Origin of the sequence: Enterobacter sp. HG048, from assembly GCF_024702055.1 — a bacterium.
In the GTDB taxonomy this organism is placed as follows: Bacteria; Pseudomonadota; Gammaproteobacteria; order Enterobacterales; family Enterobacteriaceae; genus Enterobacter; species Enterobacter dykesii.
Window position 1 is genome coordinate 510024 of record NZ_JANLIZ010000001.1, and the last position, 18963, is coordinate 528986.

At 55.0% G+C, this 18963-nt stretch carries 21 protein-coding genes; 19 read left to right on the forward strand and 2 right to left on the reverse strand.

Features of this window, described 5'->3' with window-relative positions:
* Positions 1 to 35: 35 nt before the first annotated feature.
* Positions 36 to 620 carry a nucleoside triphosphate pyrophosphatase gene (locus NUX24_RS02480; RefSeq protein ID WP_126794643.1) on the reverse strand — a complete coding sequence of 195 codons (585 nt, stop codon included), beginning with the start codon at positions 618 to 620 and terminating at the stop codon, positions 36 to 38.
* Between the two features lie 140 nt (positions 621 to 760).
* On the opposite strand from NUX24_RS02480, the gene yceD reads away from it, so the two are divergent.
* The 14 genes from yceD (at position 761) to ptsG (ending at position 13086) form a co-directional block, all read left to right on the forward strand.
* Positions 761 to 1282 carry a 23S rRNA accumulation protein YceD gene (gene yceD / locus NUX24_RS02485; RefSeq protein WP_014883375.1) on the forward strand — a complete coding sequence of 174 codons (522 nt, stop codon included), beginning with the start codon at positions 761 to 763 and terminating at the stop codon, positions 1280 to 1282.
* 16 nt (positions 1283 to 1298) lie between these two features.
* Positions 1299 to 1472, forward strand: coding sequence for a 50S ribosomal protein L32 (rpmF, locus tag NUX24_RS02490; RefSeq protein ID WP_003857964.1), 174 nt, complete (start codon positions 1299 to 1301; stop codon positions 1470 to 1472).
* A gap of 80 nt (positions 1473 to 1552) precedes the next feature.
* Positions 1553 to 2587, forward strand: coding sequence for a phosphate acyltransferase PlsX (gene plsX / locus NUX24_RS02495; RefSeq protein WP_072015510.1), 1035 nt, complete (start codon positions 1553 to 1555; stop codon positions 2585 to 2587).
* Positions 2588 to 2593: 6 nt separating this feature from the next.
* Positions 2594 to 3547, forward strand: coding sequence for a beta-ketoacyl-ACP synthase III (locus tag NUX24_RS02500; protein WP_008500797.1), 954 nt, complete (start codon positions 2594 to 2596; stop codon positions 3545 to 3547).
* 15 nt (positions 3548 to 3562) lie between these two features.
* Entirely contained in the window at positions 3563 to 4492 is a 930-nt protein-coding gene (fabD, locus tag NUX24_RS02505) for an ACP S-malonyltransferase (protein ID WP_257829742.1), read from the forward strand.
* A 12-nt stretch (positions 4493 to 4504) separates the two neighbouring features.
* Entirely contained in the window at positions 4505 to 5239 is a 735-nt protein-coding gene (gene fabG, locus NUX24_RS02510) for a 3-oxoacyl-ACP reductase FabG (protein WP_008500795.1), read from the forward strand.
* Positions 5240 to 5393: 154 nt separating this feature from the next.
* Positions 5394 to 5630, forward strand: a complete 237-nt coding sequence (acpP, locus tag NUX24_RS02515; protein ID WP_003857954.1) for an acyl carrier protein — start codon at positions 5394 to 5396, stop codon at positions 5628 to 5630.
* A 91-nt stretch (positions 5631 to 5721) separates the two neighbouring features.
* A complete protein-coding gene (gene fabF / locus NUX24_RS02520) occupies positions 5722 to 6963 on the forward strand; it encodes a beta-ketoacyl-ACP synthase II (RefSeq protein WP_023335279.1) in 1242 nt (413 codons plus the stop codon).
* Positions 6964 to 7083: 120 nt separating this feature from the next.
* On the forward strand, positions 7084 to 7893 hold the full coding sequence (pabC, locus tag NUX24_RS02525) for an aminodeoxychorismate lyase (RefSeq protein WP_257829745.1): 810 nt from the start codon (positions 7084 to 7086) through the stop codon (positions 7891 to 7893).
* A gap of 2 nt (positions 7894 to 7895) precedes the next feature.
* A complete protein-coding gene (gene yceG, locus NUX24_RS02530) occupies positions 7896 to 8918 on the forward strand; it encodes a cell division protein YceG (protein ID WP_214575504.1) in 1023 nt (340 codons plus the stop codon).
* A complete protein-coding gene (gene tmk, locus NUX24_RS02535) occupies positions 8908 to 9549 on the forward strand; it encodes a dTMP kinase (RefSeq protein ID WP_032638616.1) in 642 nt (213 codons plus the stop codon). The genes yceG and tmk overlap by 11 nt, the downstream gene beginning before the upstream one ends.
* On the forward strand, positions 9546 to 10550 hold the full coding sequence (gene holB / locus NUX24_RS02540; RefSeq protein ID WP_257829748.1) for a DNA polymerase III subunit delta': 1005 nt from the start codon (positions 9546 to 9548) through the stop codon (positions 10548 to 10550). The genes tmk and holB overlap by 4 nt, the downstream gene beginning before the upstream one ends.
* Positions 10551 to 10560: 10 nt before the next feature.
* Entirely contained in the window at positions 10561 to 11355 is a 795-nt protein-coding gene (locus NUX24_RS02545; protein ID WP_257829750.1) for a metal-dependent hydrolase, read from the forward strand.
* Between the two features lie 297 nt (positions 11356 to 11652).
* Positions 11653 to 13086, forward strand: a complete 1434-nt coding sequence (gene ptsG, locus NUX24_RS02550; protein WP_047650876.1) for a PTS glucose transporter subunit IIBC — start codon at positions 11653 to 11655, stop codon at positions 13084 to 13086.
* A 71-nt stretch (positions 13087 to 13157) separates the two neighbouring features.
* On the opposite strand, the gene fhuE is transcribed toward ptsG, so the two are convergent.
* The gene (gene fhuE / locus NUX24_RS02555; protein WP_257829752.1) at positions 13158 to 15347 is read right to left on the reverse strand and encodes a ferric-rhodotorulic acid/ferric-coprogen receptor FhuE; all 2190 of its coding nucleotides are present in this window, start codon (positions 15345 to 15347) and stop codon (positions 13158 to 13160) included.
* A 350-nt stretch (positions 15348 to 15697) separates the two neighbouring features.
* Here fhuE and hinT point away from each other — a divergent pair, with 350 nt between their 5' ends.
* Genes hinT through nagZ form a run of 5 tightly spaced genes read left to right on the forward strand, consistent with a single transcriptional unit; the run spans position 15698 to position 18933 of the window.
* The gene (gene hinT / locus NUX24_RS02560) at positions 15698 to 16057 is read left to right on the forward strand and encodes a purine nucleoside phosphoramidase (RefSeq protein ID WP_257829754.1); all 360 of its coding nucleotides are present in this window, start codon (positions 15698 to 15700) and stop codon (positions 16055 to 16057) included.
* A gap of 1 nt (position 16058) precedes the next feature.
* On the forward strand, positions 16059 to 16433 hold the full coding sequence (locus NUX24_RS02565; RefSeq protein ID WP_126328240.1) for a YcfL family protein: 375 nt from the start codon (positions 16059 to 16061) through the stop codon (positions 16431 to 16433).
* A 10-nt stretch (positions 16434 to 16443) separates the two neighbouring features.
* On the forward strand, positions 16444 to 17091 hold the full coding sequence (lpoB, locus tag NUX24_RS02570) for a penicillin-binding protein activator LpoB (RefSeq protein ID WP_023311160.1): 648 nt from the start codon (positions 16444 to 16446) through the stop codon (positions 17089 to 17091).
* Positions 17072 to 17896 (forward strand): thiamine kinase, encoded by an 825-nt coding sequence (gene thiK / locus NUX24_RS02575; protein ID WP_257829756.1) that lies wholly within the window; start codon positions 17072 to 17074, stop codon positions 17894 to 17896. The genes lpoB and thiK overlap by 20 nt, the downstream gene beginning before the upstream one ends.
* A gap of 11 nt (positions 17897 to 17907) precedes the next feature.
* Entirely contained in the window at positions 17908 to 18933 is a 1026-nt protein-coding gene (gene nagZ, locus NUX24_RS02580) for a beta-N-acetylhexosaminidase (RefSeq protein ID WP_047650889.1), read from the forward strand.
* Positions 18934 to 18963 lie beyond the last annotated feature (30 nt).

Genomic DNA, 18963 nt, shown 5'->3' on the forward strand with positions numbered 1-18963 from the left:
GGCCGGGGTGAGGGCACCAGGCCGCAACGTTCCAGTTACATGGTCAGCGGATTACACTCTTCTCGTCTTAGCATCTGACACAAAGCAATCAGCGGTAACCCCACCAGCGTGTTGGGATCGCGTCCGTCCAGCTTGTCGAACAGCGCAATCCCCAGTCCTTCACTTTTAAAGCTTCCCGCACAGTTCAACGGACGTTCCCGGCGCACATAATCCACGATCTCTTGCTCGCTGAGATGGCGGAAGTGTACGTCGAACGGCTCGCATTCGGTTTGCAGATGACCGATGGCAGAGTTATAGAGCGCCAGGCCGGTATAAAAGGTCACGATAGTGCCTCGCGCCCGCAGAAGCTGCTGACAGGCGTTCTCCTCCGTATGGGGCTTGCCGGTGATTTCGCCGTCCAGCACGCAAACCTGGTCTGAGCCTATAATCAAATGTGCGGGGTAACGTGCGGCCAGCGACTGCGCTTTCTCTTTAGCAAGACGCATCACCAGATGACGCGGGGATTCGCCCGGCTGTGGCGTCTCATCAACCTCTGGCGCGGCGCATTCAAATGGGATCCCGAGCTTTTCCAGCAGCATTCGGCGGTAGGGAGACGTGGAAGCAAGGACGAGATTTGGCATATTTTTATCACCAGATATAGCGTATCGATGCCAGCCATTTTAAACTACAGGCCGCAATGTGTGCGAATAATTGGCAAAAGGCAGCTCTGGTTGCCTTTTTCTTTGACTCTATGACGTTACAAAGTTAATATGCGCGCCCTATGCAAAAGGTAAAATTACCCCTGACTCTTGATCCGGTTCGTACGGCTCAAAAACGCCTCGATTACGAAGGTATCTATACTTCTGATCAGGCTGAGCGTATTGCCGAATCCGTAGTCAGTGTGGACAGTGATGTAGAATGCTCCATGTCGTTCGCTATCGACAACCAGCGTCTCGCCGTTTTAACCGGTGATGCAAAGGTGACGGTAACGCTCGAGTGTCAGCGTTGCGGGAAACCGTTTGTACAGCATGTTCACACAACGTATTGTTTCAGTCCGGTTCGTTCTGACGAACAGGCTGAAGCACTCCCGGAAGCGTATGAGCCGATTGAGGTTAACGAATTCGGTGAAATCGATCTTCTGGCTCTGGTTGAAGATGAAATCATCCTCACCTTGCCAGTGGTTCCGGTGCATGATTCTGAACACTGTGAAGTGTCCGAGGCGGACATGGTCTTTGGGGAACTGCCTGATGAAGCGCAAAAACCAAACCCATTTGCCGTATTAGCCAGCTTAAAGCGTAAGTAATTGAGGAGTAAGGTCCATGGCCGTACAACAGAATAAACCAACCCGTTCCAAACGTGGCATGCGTCGTTCCCATGACGCGCTGACTGCAGTTACCAGCCTGTCTGTAGACAAGACTTCTGGTGAGAAACACCTGCGTCACCACATCACCGCTGACGGTTTCTACCGCGGCCGCAAGGTTATCACTAAGTAATCACGCGCAAGCGTGATTAGGCTTAGTGAGGATTTCCCCGTGCAAACGGGGAATTTACCGAACCAGGCTGCGACGATACCTTGACACGTCTAACCCTGGCGTTAGATGTCATGGGGGGAGATTTTGGCCCTTCCGTGACAGTGCCTGCAGCATTGCAGGCACTGAATTCTAATTCGCAACTCACACTTCTTTTAGTCGGCAATCCCGACACAATCACGCCATTACTCGCAAAAGCTGACTTTGAACAACGTTCGCGTCTGCAGATTATTCCTGCGCAGTCAGTTATTGCCAGTGATGCCCGACCCTCGCAGGCCATTCGCAATAGTCGTGGCAGCTCTATGCGGATAGCGCTGGAGCTGGTGAAAGAAGGGCGAGCTCAGGCTTGCGTCAGCGCGGGAAATACCGGCGCGCTGATGGGCCTGTCGAAATTGCTGCTCAGACCTATTGAAGGTATTGAGCGCCCGGCGCTGGTGACGGTATTACCGCATCAGCAGAAGGGCAAGACGGTAGTGCTCGATTTAGGCGCTAACGTCGACTGTGATAGTACTATGCTGGCTCAGTTTGCCGTGATGGGATCGGTGCTGGCAGAAGAAGTTGTCGGGATCAACACTCCCCGTGTTGCGTTACTGAACATTGGTGAAGAAGAGACCAAAGGCCTGGACAGCATTCGCGAAGCGGCTGAATTGCTCAAACAGGTTCCCTCCATCAACTATATTGGTTATCTCGAAGCCAATGAGTTGTTGACGGGTAAAACGGATGTTCTGGTGTGCGATGGCTTCACCGGAAACGTCACGTTGAAGACCATGGAAGGGGTCGTACGCATGTTTCTTTCTCTGCTGAAATCTCAGGGAGAAGGCAAAAAAAGCGCCTGGTGGCTGATTTTATTGAAGCGTTGGTTACAAAAGAGCCTGACGCGGCGATTCAGTCACCTCAACCCCGACCAGTATAATGGCGCCTGTCTGTTAGGATTGCGCGGCATCGTGATTAAGAGTCATGGCGCCGCCAATCAGCGAGCATTTGCTGTCGCGATTGAACAGGCAGTGCAGGCGGTGCAGCGACAAGTCCCTCAGCGGATTGCCGCTCGCCTGGAATCTGTATTAGCTAAAAGTGACTGAGCGTACATGTATACGAAGATTTTAGGTACCGGCAGCTACCTGCCAAAACAAGTGCGTACCAACGCCGATCTGGAAAAAATGGTAGATACGTCTGACGAGTGGATTGTCACGCGCACAGGTATCCGTGAACGTCGTATTGCCGCGCCAGACGAAACCGTGTCGACCATGGGTTACGAAGCCGCACAGCGTGCTATCGAAATGGCCGGCATTGATAAAGAACAGATTGGTTTGATCGTGGTCGCCACAACGTCTGCCACGCATGCTTTCCCAAGCGCGGCGTGCCAGGTGCAGAACATGCTCGGCATTAAAGGCTGTCCGGCGTTTGACGTCGCTGCCGCGTGCGCAGGCTTCACCTATGCGCTGAGCGTCGCCGATCAATACGTGAAATCCGGTGCCGTTAAATATGCGCTGGTGATTGGTGCTGACGTGCTGGCGCGTACCTGCGATCCAACCGATCGTGGAACGATCATTATTTTTGGTGATGGTGCGGGTGCGGTGCTGCTGGGGCAGTCCGAAGAGCCGGGTATCATCTCCACGCATCTGCATGCTGATGGCAGCTACGGCGAACTGTTGACTCTGCCTAACGCCGATCGCGTTAATCCGGACAACTCGATTTACCTGACCATGGCAGGGAACGAGGTGTTCAAGGTGGCGGTAACCGAGCTTGCGCACATCGTTGATGAAACGCTGGAAGCGAATAACCTTGAGCGTTCCGCCCTCGACTGGTTGGTGCCGCATCAGGCGAACCTGCGTATCATCAGCGCGACCGCGAAAAAGCTGGGCATGTCGATGGATAACGTTGTAGTGACGCTGGATCGTCATGGCAACACCTCTGCGGCGTCGGTACCGTGCGCATTTGATGAAGCGGTACGCGATGGACGAATCAAACGGGGCCAGTTGGTCTTGCTTGAAGCCTTCGGTGGCGGGTTCACCTGGGGTTCCGCGCTGGTTCGTTTCTAGTATAAGGAATAAAAAATGACGCAATTTGCTTTTGTGTTCCCGGGCCAGGGCTCTCAAACCGTTGGGATGTTGTCTGAAATGGCAGCAGCCTATCCGGTTATTGAAGAGACTTTCCGTGAAGCTTCTGATGCACTGGGTTATGATTTATGGGCGCTGACCCAGCAGGGTCCGGCCGAAGAACTGAACAAAACCTGGCAGACCCAGCCAGCGCTGCTGACCGCGTCCGTTGCGCTGTGGCGCGTCTGGCAGCAGCAGGGCGGTAAAGCTCCAGCGCTGCTCGCGGGTCATAGCCTGGGTGAATACTCTGCGCTGGTGTGTGCTGGCGTGATCGCGTTTGCTGACGCGGTACGTCTGGTTGAACTGCGCGGTAAATTCATGCAGGAAGCGGTGCCTGAAGGCACGGGCGGCATGTCTGCCATCATCGGTCTGGATGACGCTGCAATTGCAAAAGCGTGTGAAGAATCTGCTGAAGGCCAGGTTGTCTCTCCGGTAAACTTCAACTCGCCGGGCCAGGTAGTTATTGCCGGTCATAAAGAAGCGGTTGAACGCGCGGGTGCGGCCTGTAAAGCAGCGGGTGCTAAGCGTGCGCTGCCGCTGCCGGTCAGCGTGCCGTCTCACTGTGCGTTGATGAAGCCTGCTGCTGAGAAACTGGCGGTTGAGCTGGAAAAAATTACGTTTAACGCACCGACGATTTCCGTTGTGAATAACGTCGATGTGAAATGCGAAACCACGCCGGAAGCTATCCGTGACGCACTGGTTCGTCAGCTTTACAGCCCGGTGCAGTGGACCAAAACCGTTGAGTTTATGGCAGCGGAGGGCATTGAGCATCTGTATGAAGTCGGCCCAGGTAAAGTCCTCACCGGTCTGACAAAACGTATTGTTGACACCCTGACAGCCTCGGCGATTAACGAGCCGGAAGCGATGTCAGCGGCACTCTCGCAATAAAAGAGGAATACCATGAGTTTTGAAGGAAAAATCGCCCTGGTCACTGGCGCAAGCCGCGGTATCGGGCGTGCAATTGCTGAAACACTGGTTGCGCGCGGCGCGAAGGTGATTGGTACAGCAACCAGCGAGAATGGCGCTCAGGCCATCAGCGAGTATCTGGGTGCAAACGGTAAAGGTCTGGTACTGAATGTGACCGAACCTGCATCTATCGAATCTGTTCTGGAAAATATTCGCGCAGAGTTTGGTGAAGTGGATATTCTGGTAAACAATGCCGGGATCACTCGCGATAACCTGTTAATGCGAATGAAAGACGACGAGTGGAACGATATCATCGAAACCAACCTGTCATCTGTATTCCGTCTGTCAAAAGCGGTAATGCGCGCTATGATGAAAAAGCGTCATGGACGTATTATCACTGTCGGTTCTGTGGTTGGTACCATGGGAAATGCTGGTCAGGCTAACTACGCTGCGGCGAAAGCAGGTCTGATTGGTTTCAGTAAGTCGCTGGCGCGTGAAGTCGCGTCCCGCGGTATTACGGTAAACGTTGTTGCTCCGGGCTTTATTGAAACGGACATGACGCGTGCGCTGACTGATGAGCAGCGTGCGGGTACGCTGGCGGCAGTTCCGGCGGGTCGTCTTGGCGACCCTAAAGAAATCGCCAGTGCGGTTGCATTTTTAGCCTCTGACGAAGCGGGTTACATCACTGGTGAGACCCTCCACGTCAACGGCGGGATGTATATGGTTTAACCACGATGAAAAATATTTGCGTTATTAGGGCGAATGGCCTCAAAATAACGTAAAATCGTGGTAAGAACTGCCGGGATTTAGTTGCAAATTTTTCAACATTTTATACACTACGAAAACCATCGCGAAAGCGAGTTTTGATAGGAAATTTAAGAGTATGAGCACTATCGAAGAACGCGTTAAGAAAATTATCGGCGAACAGCTGGGCGTTAAGCAGGAAGAAGTTGTGAACTCCGCTTCCTTCGTTGAAGACCTGGGCGCAGATTCTCTTGACACCGTTGAGCTGGTAATGGCTCTGGAAGAAGAGTTTGATACTGAGATTCCGGACGAAGAAGCTGAGAAGATCACCACCGTTCAGGCTGCCATTGATTACATCAACGGTCACCAGGCGTAAGTGAACATCTCCAGGCGGTCATTCGACCGCCTGAGTTTTATCTTTTTTAGTCCCACGAATCTCTTTTTTTATCCCTCCCTGGAGGACAAACGTGTCTAAGCGTCGTGTAGTTGTGACCGGACTTGGCATGTTGTCTCCTGTCGGCAATACCGTAGAGTCCACCTGGAAAGCTCTCCTTGCCGGTCAGAGCGGCATCAGCCTAATCGACCATTTCGATACTAGCGCCTATGCAACGAAATTTGCTGGCTTAGTAAAGGATTTTAACTGTGAAGAGATCATCTCGCGCAAAGAGCAGCGCAAGATGGATGCCTTCATTCAATATGGAATTGTCGCTGGCGTTCAGGCCATGCAGGATTCTGGCCTTGAGATTACGGAAGAGAACGCAACCCGTATCGGCGCCGCTATCGGCTCCGGGATTGGCGGTCTTGGCCTGATCGAGGAAAACCATACATCTCTGATGAATGGCGGCCCGCGTAAAATCAGCCCGTTCTTCGTTCCGTCCACGATTGTTAACATGGTGGCGGGTCACCTGACCATCATGTTCGGCCTGCGTGGGCCAAGCATTTCTATCGCGACCGCCTGTACGTCTGGCGTACATAACATCGGCCAGGCCGCGCGCATTATTGCGTACGGCGATGCAGATGCTATGGTTGCGGGCGGTGCTGAAAAAGCCAGTACCCCACTGGGTGTCGGCGGCTTTGGTGCGGCGCGTGCGCTGTCTACCCGCAATGATAACCCGCAGGCAGCGAGCCGTCCGTGGGATAAAGACCGTGACGGCTTCGTGCTGGGCGACGGGGCGGGCATGATCGTACTGGAAGAGTACGAACACGCGAAAAAACGCGGCGCGAAAATTTATGCTGAAATCGTTGGTTTCGGCATGAGCAGCGATGCTTACCACATGACGTCTCCTCCTGAGAACGGCGCGGGTGCTGCGCTGGCGATGGAAAACGCGATTCGTGATGCGGGTATTACCCCAGCACAAATTGGCTACGTGAACGCGCACGGTACTTCTACACCTGCAGGCGATAAAGCTGAAGCTCAGGCGGTTAAGTCTATCTTCGGCGAATCTGCCAGCCGCGTAATGGTGAGCTCCACCAAGTCCATGACCGGTCACCTGTTGGGTGCGGCGGGTGCGGTAGAGTCAATCTACTCCATCCTTGCGCTGCGCGATCAGGCTGTTCCGCCAACCATCAACCTGGATAACCCGGATGAAGGTTGCGATCTGGACTTCGTTCCTCACGAAGCGCGTCAGGTTAGCGGTATGGAGTACACCCTGTGTAACTCCTTCGGCTTCGGCGGCACCAACGGTTCTCTGATCTTCAAAAAGATCTGATCCTGACGTCCCGATAGCATTTAAAAAGGTCCGCTTGCCGGGCCTTTTTTATTAAGCCTAATCTTCTTGTCGGCTGCATGGCATCCTGCCAGACTAAATGCCCACGCATAAGGAGCCACCATGTTTTTAATCAATGGCCTTGAGCAGGACGCGCTGCCTGCCAGCGACAGGGCGATACAGTTCGGTGATGGTTGCTTTACGACCGCGCGCATTCTGGATGGCGATGTCTGCCTGCTGGAGGCGCACATTCGACGTCTGCAGCATGGCTGTGAAAAGCTCATGATCCCCTTTACGCACTGGGACACGTTGCGTCAGGAAATGTGCCAACTGGCTACGGGGAAGGACAGCGGTGTGCTCAAAGTGATCATCAGCCGCGGCAGTGGTGGCCGGGGTTACAGCGCCGCATCGTGTATTAACCCTACGCGTATTCTCTCCGTTTCTGCTTATCCCGCGCATTACACTTGCTGGCGAGAAGACGGCGTCACGCTGACGCTGAGCCCGGTACGGCTGGGACGAAACCCGATGCTGGCCGGGCTTAAGCATCTCAACCGCCTCGAGCAGGTGCTCATTCGTACTCATCTTGAACAGACGGACGCCGATGAGGCGCTGGTTCTTGACAGCGAAGGGTTCATTACGGAATGCTGTGCGGCTAATTTACTCTGGCGGCAGGGGGAAAAGGTATTCACTCCGTCGCTGGAACACGCTGGCGTAAATGGGTTAATGCGTCAGTTTTGTCTGCAACAGCTGGCACGCTCTGGCTTTCGCGTTGTCGAAGTTAGCGCAGGAGAAACCGCGCTACAGACCGCAGATGAAGTTATCATCTGCAATGCGCTGATGCCTGTTGTACCCGTCCGTGCGTATGGCCAACAACGCTGGTCCTCGCGCGAGCTGTTTCAGTTTTTAGCCCCGATATGTGAGCAAACCAGATAGTCATGAAAAAAATGTTGCGCTTTGTCCTTATCCTCATCGTTGCGCTGGGCGTCGCTGGCGGAGCTGGCGTATGGAAAGTTCGCCAGCTGGCGAACAGCAAGATCCTGGTTAAAGACGAAACGATCTTTACCCTGAAAGCGGGAACCGGCCGTCAGGCGCTTGGGGAACAGCTCTATGGCGACAAGATTATTAATCGTCCAAGGGTATTCCAGTGGCTATTGCGCGTGGAGCCTGAGCTGTCACATTTCAAAGCCGGCACCTATCGCTTTACGCCGGGAATGACCGTCAGAGAGATGCTGCAGCTGTTGGAAAGCGGCAAAGAAGCCCAGTTCCCCCTGCGGTTTGTGGAAGGGATGCGCCTTAGCGATTACCTCAAACAGCTGCGTGACGCGCCGTATATCAAACATACCTTAAAAGACGATAGCTATCAGACGGTGGCAGAAGCGCTGAAGCTGGAACATCCGGAATGGGTGGAAGGCTGGTTCTGGCCAGACACCTGGATGTACACGGCAGGCACGACCGATGTGGCTATCCTGAAGCGGGCGCATAAAAAAATGGTCGCCGCCGTAGATGCCGCCTGGGAAGGGCGAATGGAAGGATTGCCTTACAGCGATCCGAACCAGTTCGTCACCATGGCCTCGATCATCGAGAAAGAGACGGCCGTCGCTGCTGAGCGCGATCGGGTGGCGTCGGTATTTATTAACCGTCTGCGCATCGGCATGCGTCTGCAAACCGACCCTACGGTTATCTACGGCATGGGCGAGAGCTACAGTGGCAAGATCTCACGAAAAGATCTGGAGACGCCAACGGCGTATAATACCTACGTGATTAGCGGTTTACCGCCAGGCCCGATTGCCACGCCGAGCGAGGCGTCGCTTAAAGCCGCCGCGCATCCGGCTAAAACACCGTATCTCTATTTTGTGGCTGATGGAAAAGGGGGGCATACCTTTAACACCAACCTTGCCAGCCACAATCGCTCTGTTCAGGACTATCTGAAGGCACTTAAGGAAAAAAATGCGCAGTAAATACATTGTCATTGAGGGACTCGAAGGGGCGGGTAAAACCACTGCCCGCAACGTGGTGGTGGATACGCTCAAAACGCTTGGCGTGGCGGACATGGTATTTACCCGCGAGCCGGGCGGTACGCAGCTGGCTGAAAAGCTGCGCAGCCTGGTACTGGATATTAAATCCGTCGGCGACGAAGTTATCACTGACAAAGCCGAAGTGCTGATGTTCTACGCGGCGCGCGTTCAGCTGGTTGAGACGGTGATCAAACCCGCGCTGGCCGAGGGCAAGTGGGTGATTGGCGACCGTCACGATCTGTCGACTCAGGCGTATCAGGGTGGAGGACGCGGCATCGACCAGACAATGCTCGCCACGCTGCGTAATGCCGTACTGGGGGATTTTCGCCCCGACCTGACGCTCTATCTGGATGTGACCCCGGAAGTGGGTCTCAAGCGTGCCCGCGCGCGCGGCGAGCTGGACCGCATTGAACAAGAGTCGTTTGATTTCTTTAACCGCACCCGTGCGCGCTATCTTGAACTGGCCGCACAGGACAGCTCAATTTGTACCATCGATGCGACGCAGTCCCTGGACGACGTCACGCGCGACATTCAGCACACCATTACGCAGTGGGTGCAGGAGCAGCAGGCATGAAATGGTATCCATGGTTGCGCCCACACTTTGAACAGCTGATCGGCAGCTATCAGGCGGGTCGGGGGCATCATGCGTTACTGATTCAGGCATTGCCAGGAATGGGTGATGATGCGTTGATTTATGCCATCACCCGTTTTCTGATGTGCCAGCAGCCGGAAGGGCACAAGAGCTGTGGTAAATGTCGTGGCTGCCAGCTGATGCAGGCGGGCACGCACCCTGACTACTACACCCTTGAGCCTGAGAAGGGCAAAAGCGCGCTCGGTATTGATGCCGTGCGTGAAGTCAGTGAAAAATTGTATGAACATGCGCGACTGGGCGGCGCAAAAGTGGTCTGGCTTAAAGACGCCACGCTGCTTACCGAGGCGGCGGCTAACGCCCTGCTAAAAACCCTTGAAGAGCCGCCGGTTAAAACGTGGTTTTTCCTCTCATGCCGTGACCCGGGACGATTACTGGCGACGTTGCGCAGCCGTTGTCGTCTTCATCACCTTGCGGTACCTCAGGAATCGTGGGCGCTGAGCTGGCTTGAACGAGAGGTGACAACGTCACCTGAGAGTGCGCTGTCCGCCTTACGCCTGAGCAGCGGCGCGCCCGCGGCGGCGCTGGCACTACTGCAGCCTGACGTCTGGACAGAGCGAGAAACGCTCTGCCGGGCCCTGGATGCCTCACTGAACAGTCAGGACTGGCTAAGTTTACTGCCTGCGCTTAACAGCGATCGGGCCGTTGAGCGTCTGCACTGGCTGGCCTCCCTACTGCTGGATGCGCTCAAAATCCAGCAAGGGGCTACGCTTCTGACCAACCCGGACGCGTTGCCGCTGGTGAATACGCTGGCGAACCGCCTCTCAGGGAAGATTCTTCACGCGATGCTCCATGACATCTGTCAGAGCCGTGAACAGCTTTTAACCGTGACGGGTCTTAATCGCGAGCTTTTACTGACCGACCAGTTACTGCGTATCGAACATTACCTGCAACCCGGCGTCACACCGCCTGTTTCCCATCTCTGAGAGAGACATTATGTTTTTAGTCGACTCACACTGCCATCTTGATGGCCTGGATTATCAATCCCTGCATAAAAACGTGGATGACGTGCTGGCAAAAGCCGCTGCCCGCGATGTGAAATTCTGTCTTGCGGTGGCGACGACGCTGCCGGGCTACCGCTCCATGCGTGAGCTTGTGGGCGTTCGCGATAACGTGGTGTTCTCCTGCGGCGTACATCCGTTGAATCAGGACGAGGCCTACGACGTTGAGGATCTGCGCCGACTGGCAGCCGAAGAGGGCGTGGTGGCGATGGGCGAGACCGGGCTGGACTATTTTTACACGCCGGAAACCAAACCGCGCCAGCAGGAGTCCTTCCGCAACCATATTCGCATTGGCCGGGAACTGAACAAGCCGGTTATCGTCCACACCCGCGATGCGCGCGCGGATACCCTGGCTATCCTCCAGGAAGAAAACGTGACGGATTGCGGTGGCGTACTACACTGTTTCACAGAAGACAGAGAAACGGCGCGTAAGCTGCTTGATTTGGGGTTTTATATCTCTTTTTCGGGGATCGTGACGTTCCGTAACGCTGAGCAGCTGCGTGATGCTGCACGTTATGTTCCGCTCGATCGCATTCTGGTGGAGACGGATTCTCCGTACCTGGCACCGGTACCGCATCGCGGTAAAGAGAACCAGCCCGCTATGACGAGAGATGTGGCTGAGTACATGGCCGTCCTGAAGGGCGTCAGCATCGACGAGCTGGCCCGCGTGACGACAGAAAACTTCTCCACGCTGTTCCATATCGACCCCGCCCGCCTGCAATCTGTTTGATACACCTGTTTTTTTTAGGCTCGTAATTAATAAGTAAAGCGAGTAAAGTTCACCGCCTCATTTGGGGCGGTGAGTGTGTATTTAGACACATCCGGACATGCTTTTTGTAAATAACTGAAAGTTTTTCGACCGCCTTAAGCTGAAACGTGATAGCCGTCAAACAAACTCAGAGGGAATTATTTTACTCTGTGTAATAAATAAAGGGCGCTTAGATGTCCTGTCCACGGCACGGTACTCCCCCCGGGCCAATGCGTGAAAGCGTAAAAAAAGCACAAATACTCAGGAGCACTCTCAATTATGTTTAAGAATGCATTTGCTAACCTGCAAAAGGTCGGTAAATCGCTGATGCTGCCAGTATCCGTACTGCCTATCGCAGGTATCCTGCTGGGTGTCGGTTCTGCTAACTTCAGCTGGCTGCCAGCCGTAGTGTCCCACGTGATGGCCGAAGCAGGCGGTTCTGTCTTTGCTAACATGCCACTGATCTTCGCGATCGGTGTGGCTCTGGGCTTCACCAATAACGACGGCGTTTCTGCGCTGGCTGCAGTGGTTGCCTACGGCATCATGGTGAAAACCATGGCTGTGGTTGCGCCGCTGGTTCTGCATTTACCGGCAGAAGAGATCGCCGCGAAACACCTGGCGGACACCGGTGTTCTGGGCGGTATCATCTCCGGTGCGATTGCAGCGTATATGTTTAACCGCTTCTATCGCATCAAGCTGCCTGAGTACCTGGGCTTCTTCGCGGGCAAGCGTTTCGTTCCGATCATCTCTGGTCTGGCAGCGATTTTCACTGGCGTGATCCTGTCCTTCATCTGGCCACCAATCGGCTCTGCTATCCAGACCTTCTCTCAGTGGGCTGCTTACCAGAACCCGGTTGTGGCGTTTGGTATCTACGGCTTCATCGAGCGTTGCCTGGTGCCATTTGGTCTGCACCACATCTGGAACGTTCCATTCCAGATGCAGATTGGTGAATTCACCAACGCAGCAGGTCAGGTGTTCCACGGCGATATCCCACGTTACATGGCGGGCGACCCAACTGCAGGTAAACTGTCTGGTGGCTTCCTGTTCAAAATGTACGGTCTGCCAGCAGCGGCGATTGCTATCTGGCACTCTGCTAAGCCAGAGAACCGTGCAAAAGTGGGCGGTATCATGATCTCCGCAGCGCTGACCTCGTTCCTGACCGGTATCACCGAGCCGATCGAGTTCTCCTTCATGTTCGTTGCGCCGATCCTGTACATTATCCACGCGATTCTGGCGGGCCTGGCGTTCCCAATCTGTATCCTGCTGGGTATGCGTGACGGTACGTCCTTCTCTCACGGTCTGATCGACTTCATCGTTCTGTCCGGTAACAGCAGCAAACTGTGGCTGTTCCCAATCGTGGGCGCGTGCTATGCCGTTGTTTACTACACTATCTTCCGCGTGCTGATTAAAGCACTGGACCTGAAAACTCCGGGTCGTGAAGATGCGACAGAAGACAGCAAAGCTGGCGCTACCAGCGAAATGGCTCCGGCACTGGTCGCAGCGTTCGGCGGTAAAGAGAACATCACTAACCTGGACGCGTGCATCACTCGTCTGCGTGTGAGCGTTGCCGACGTGGCGAAAGTAGACCAGCCGGGTCTGAAAAAACTGGGCGCAGCGGGCGTAGTTGTTGCAGGTTCTGGTGTACAGGCAATTTTCGGTACCAAATCCGATAACCTGAAAACCGAAATGGATGAGTACATCCGCAGCAACTAAGTTGTGACCTGGGGAGACTAAGGCAGCCGAATGGCTGCCTTTTTTATTTGTGTGATGTGTAGTGCCAATACTCAGAAATCGTAGCTCGCGCTTACCGAGACGTTCAGCGGTGCGCCATAAACCACATAAGAGCCGACATAATCGTAATACTCTTTGTCGAACAGGTTGTTGACGTTCGCCTGAACAGCAAAATCTTTGGTGACCTGATAACGGCTGAACAGGTTAACCAGCCCGTAGCTGCCTTGCTCCGCGCGGGAACGTCCTGCCGGGCCGCCTTCCACGTCCGTCCACACTTTGTTCTGCCAGTTTACGCCACCGCCCACGGTCAGTTCCGGCAGCTTTGGCAGTTGATAACGGGTGAACAGCTTCATGGTTGTGCGCGGCTGATCGGAGCTTACGGCGTTGCCATTCTTATCTTCAGCAATGTAGCGGGTCGCGCCGAAGGTCAGCTGCCAGTTATCGGTCAGGGCACCGTTGAGTTCGAACTCAATACCTTTGCTCACTACGCCGTCCAGCGATTGATAAATCGACTCACCGCTCGGCATGTAGGTATACGTATTGCTTGCTACGTTATCCTGCTCAATGCGGAAAATCGCCAGCGAGGTGGTAAGACGGGTATTGAACCAGTCTGCTTTCACACCGGCTTCGTAGCTTTTGCCCGTAGTGGGGTCGAGATAGCGTCCGCTGGCGTCCCGCTTGTCCTGGGGCTGGAAAATGGAGGTATAGCTGACGTAGGTCGACCAGTCTTCATTGATGTCGTAGACCAGGCCCGCGTAGGGCGTCACGTCATCTTTGGTGCTTTCCAGACGGGTGTCCGGGGAGCCCGCCGGGTTATAGCGAATGTTGTAGTTGGTATAACGCGCGCCGAGGATCAGATGCAGCGGATCGGCCAGCGAGAAGCGGGCGGAGGTATACGCTGAGGACTGGCGAATGTCGTCCTGGCTGTAGAGTTTCCACGGCGTCCACTGCGGGTCGGCAATGTTACCGTTCCAGTTCTTAAAGTTACCCACATCAACCATGCCGTAAACCGCGTCAGGCATTGAGTTGTCGTAATGGTTACGCTGGCGGCTGAAGCTGCCGCCGAACATCATTTCGTGCTGACGGCCTAAGAGATCGAAATCGCCGCGCAGGAAAGCGTCTACGGCATCCTGTTTACGTTCGCCACGGTTCCAGCCGCCGTAGCCTACCATGCCCGCACCAGTCTCTTTATCCGGATAGCCGGACATATACATCAGCTTAGAATCGAAGTTGGTTTCAGCATGCATGCCGTTAATATGCGCTTCCCAGCCATTATCGAAACGCTGCGTCAGGTTAGCGAAGATGCGGGTGCTGTCCTTGTCCGAGTAGGCCCAGTCAGGCGCTACGGTCTGGCTGCGACGGTAATCGGTCTTACTTCCGTCGCTGTACCATGTCGGCAGCCCGCCCCAGGTTGGGTCGGCGGTGTTACTTTCCTGATACTCATACCCCACAGAGAGGGTAGTGCTGTCGGTGACGTCCGCATCCATCACGCCATAGAGGAATTTCTTCCGGTAGTGATAGTTATCCATGAAGCTGTCATTGTCCTGATAACCCGTGATCAGACGGCCCCGTACCTTGCCTGACTCCACCAGCGGCGCCTGAAGATCCAGCACGTAGCGCTGTTTATCCCAGCTGCCGTAGCTGGCCGAGACGTTACCTTTGAATTCATTGCTGTCCGCATGCTTACGCACCATGTTGACGTACGCTGCCGGGTTGCCCGTACCGGACATCAGGCCGGTTGCGCCGCGGACCACTTCGATGCGGTCATAAATCGCCGTATCGGCGGCGGTATCGCCAAAGTTCCACACTTCGCTGATGGAGGTTGGCAGGTCGTCATAGGCATAGCTGCTGACGAAGAACCCGCGTGAGTAAAACACGGTACGGTCGCTGTCTTGCACCTGCGCCGTTACGCCCGTGGTGTTGATTAATACCTGACCGATGGACTGCAGGTTCTGATCGACCATGCGCTGCTGGCTAATCACGCTGACGGACTGTGGGATATCACGGGGAACCAGCAACAGCTTCGTACCGGTGGTGGTGGTTTTTACGCTGTAATCCCGTTCCTGACTTGCTGAAGGATCCTGCGTTTGCTCAAAACCGCCGTCAACAACGACGGTATCTTCGGCTGTTGATGCAGCGAATGCGGCGGCTGGCGTCAATGCCATAGTAATGCATACTGCCAGCAACGAAGGCGTTGCGACAGGCTGACGTTTCCCATCCCTGGTGTGATGAATGAAAGACATGATTAAACCCTTATGAACGATGAAGAGGGTATGCGTCAGTCCCGCGGACACGGGCTGGCGTCGTTTTCTATGTTAAAAATGCGCATGAAAATGCAAATGCGAAATATACGCATTGCTATTAATGCTGTAAACAGATGTGTCGACCGGCACTGAAATAATGTTTCAGCCCGTTAAAGCCTGCGAGCGGTCACTCTTCAGTCAGCTGATGAACATTCAGGAAAGAAATCGGGGGAGGAGGTTGAAAGGACAGGAGAAACTCGCTCATACTCTTGAATTGTGTCACACACCGATGCCGGGAGTGTGTTTACAGCGGACGCATTGCGCCAGATTAAATAAAAAAGGAAAAGGTCATGGCTGAAGAAACGATTTTCAGTAAAATTATCCGTCGCGAAATTCCGTCGGATATCATCTATCAGGATGAACTGGTGACGGCTTTCCGGGATATTTCCCCTCAGGCCCCGACGCACATCCTTATCATTCCCAATATTCTGATTCCGACTGTAAACGACGTAAAAACCGAGCATGAAGTGGCGTTAGGTCGTATGCTGACGGTGGCTGCCAAAATCGCTGAACAGGAAGGGATTGCAGAAGACGGTTACCGTCTGATCATGAACTGCAACCGTCATGGTGGGCAGGAAGTTTATCATATTCACATGCATCTGCTGGGTGGACGTCCTCTGGGGCCGATGCTAGCACATAAAGGTCTTTGACATGCTTAAAGGGCGTATTACAGCGCTGGTAATGGCGATGATGATTGTGGGGTGCAGCTCGCGTCCGGCGATCCCCGTGAACGATGAGCAGACGCTGGTCATGGAGTCCTCCGTGCTTGCCGCGGGGATCACGGCGCAACAGCCCGCGTTGACCATCAGTGAAATCAACTCATCTGCCTCCTCTACGCTCTTTAATGAAAGACATGAGCCAGTGACGGTCCACTACCGTTTTTTCTGGTATGACGTAAGAGGTCTTGAAATGCATCCGCTGGAGGCGCCGCGCAGCGTCACCATTCCGGCCAGGTCGTCGGTAACGCTCTATGGCAGCGCCAACTATCTGGGTGCGCATAAGGTGAGACTTTATCTTTATCTCTGAGGGGTGAACCTTGATTAAAAATTTGAGCCGCTATGCGCTCGTGACAGCTTTCGCTCTGTTTCTTGCAGGGTGTGTGACCCGAACTGAACAGCCTGCGCCTGTGGAAGAGGCTAAACCGGGTACTGAACAGCCGACACCGCCAACGCAGCAGCAGCCAACCGTGCCGTCTGTACCGTCTATTCCGGCGCAGCCAGGCCCGATTGAACATCCGGACCAGACGTCACAGCCCACGCCGCGCGTGCGCCATTACGACTGGAACGGGGCGATGCAGCCGATGGTCGGCAAAATGCTGCAGGCCCAGGGCGTGACGGCGGGCAGCGTGTTGCTGGTCGACAGCGTGAACAACCGCACCAACGGTTCGCTGAACGCGGGTGAAGCCACGGAAACCCTGCGCAATGCTCTGGCTAACAACGGCAAGTTTACGCTGGTCTCGGCTCAGCAGCTCGCCGTCGCCAAACAGCAGCTGGGCCTGTCGCCGCAGGATAGCCTCGGTACCCGCAGCAAGGCGATAGGCATTGCCCGTAACGTTGGCGCACAGTATGTGCTTTACTCTAACGCTACCGGTAACGTGAATACCCCAGCCCTGCAGATGCAGCTGATGCTGGTTCAGACAGGCGAAATTATCTGGTCAGGTAAAGGTGCGGTTACGCAACAATGACGGCACGCGTGAAGAGATTCTGACGCGCTATTTTCCTCAGTACCGCCTTATCGCGCCGCAGGCCCACTCCGGGCTTGGCGGCGCGAGTTGCATTATAGAGCAGGGCGAACGACGTCTGGTTTTGCGGCAAAATCACGACCCCGACGCGCCTGCCTCCCATTTTCGTCGTCAGTTTCGCGCTCTGAAACGTCTTCCGTCAGATCTCGTGCCTGCCCCTCGTTTTTTCAGACAGGGCTGGATGGCCGTCGACTATCTGGAAGGTGACGTTAAAAGCGCGCTGCCGGACACGCCTGTGCTTGCGGCGATGCTGTATCATCTGCACCGGCAGCCACGTCTGGGATGGCGAATTACGTTATTCCCGCTGCTTGAGCATTACTGGCAGCAAGCCCTGCCTGACAGGCGCACTCCAGTATGGCTGGCACATCTCAAACGGCTGCGTAAAACGGGCGAGCCGCAGCCGATTAGGCTCGCGCCGTTGCATATGGATGTTCATGCCGGGAATATTGTTCATACGCCAGCGGGCATCAGGCTCATCGACTGGGAATATGCCGGAGATGGCGATGTGGCGCTGGAGCTGGCGGCCGTCTGGACAGAGAGTGAAGCCGCGCGGCAGGCGCTTATCAGGGACTACGCCGAGTCGGCACACATTGACGTCGACGCGCTGAGGCGGCAGGTCAAACGCTGGCGACCGTGGTTCATCATGTTAATGGCGGGCTGGTTTGAAATGCGCTATCGGCAGTCCAGAGACAAACAATTTATTGCGCTGGCAGACGATGCCTGGCGTAAGTTACAAACTAAAGGATAAGAGAGGTGGATGTGGGTCCAGTCATGTTGGATGTAGAAGGGTTTGAGCTGGATGCGGAGGAGCGTGAAATTCTGGCGCATCCGCTGGTGGGTGGCCTGATCCTGTTTACCCGCAACTATCACGATCCGGCGCAGCTGCGTGAGCTGGTGCGTCAGATCCGCGCCGCGTCGCGCAATCATCTGGTGGTGGCCGTCGATCAGGAAGGCGGGCGCGTGCAGCGTTTCCGCGACGGTTTTACCCGCCTGCCCGCAGCCCAGTCTTTTGCCGCGCTGCTCGGCACGGAAGAGGGTGGAAAACTGGCGCAGGAGGCCGGCTGGCTGATGGCCAGCGAAATGATTGCCATGGATATCGACATCAGCTTTGCCCCGGTGCTGGATGTCGGGCATATCAGCGCTGCCATTGGCGAGCGCTCATACCATGAAGACCCGCGCATTGCGCTGGCAATGGCGACCCGGTTCATCGACGGCATGCACGATGCAGGCATGAAAACCACCGGGAAACACTTCCCGGGGCACGGGGCGGTGACGGCGGATTCCCACAAAGAGACGCCGCGCGATCCGCGTCCGGAAGCGGAGATTCGCGCCAAAGATATGTCGGTTTTCCAGTCGCTTATCACCGATAACAAGCTGGATGCCATTATGCCCGCGCACGTGATTTACAGCGACGTCGACCCGCGTCCGGCCAGCGGATCTCCGCACTGGCTGAAAACCGTTCTGCGCCAGGAGCTGGGCTTCAACGGCGTGATTTTCTCTGACGATTTGTCGATGGAAGGTGCCGCGATCATGGGCAGCTACGCTGAACGCGGTCAGGCATCACTGGATGCAGGTTGCGATATGATCCTGGTCTGCAATAATCGTAAAGGTGCCGTTAGCGTGCTGGATAACCTGTCGCCGATCAAAGCAGAGCGTGTTACACAATTGTATCATAAAGGTTCATTTAGCCGTCAGGAGCTGATGGATTCGGCGCGCTGGAAGACGGTCAACGCCCGGCTTGAAGACCTGAATGAGCGCTGGCAGGCACATAAAGCCAGCCTGTAAACCCTCCCGGAAGGCGTAGCGTGGTGAGAA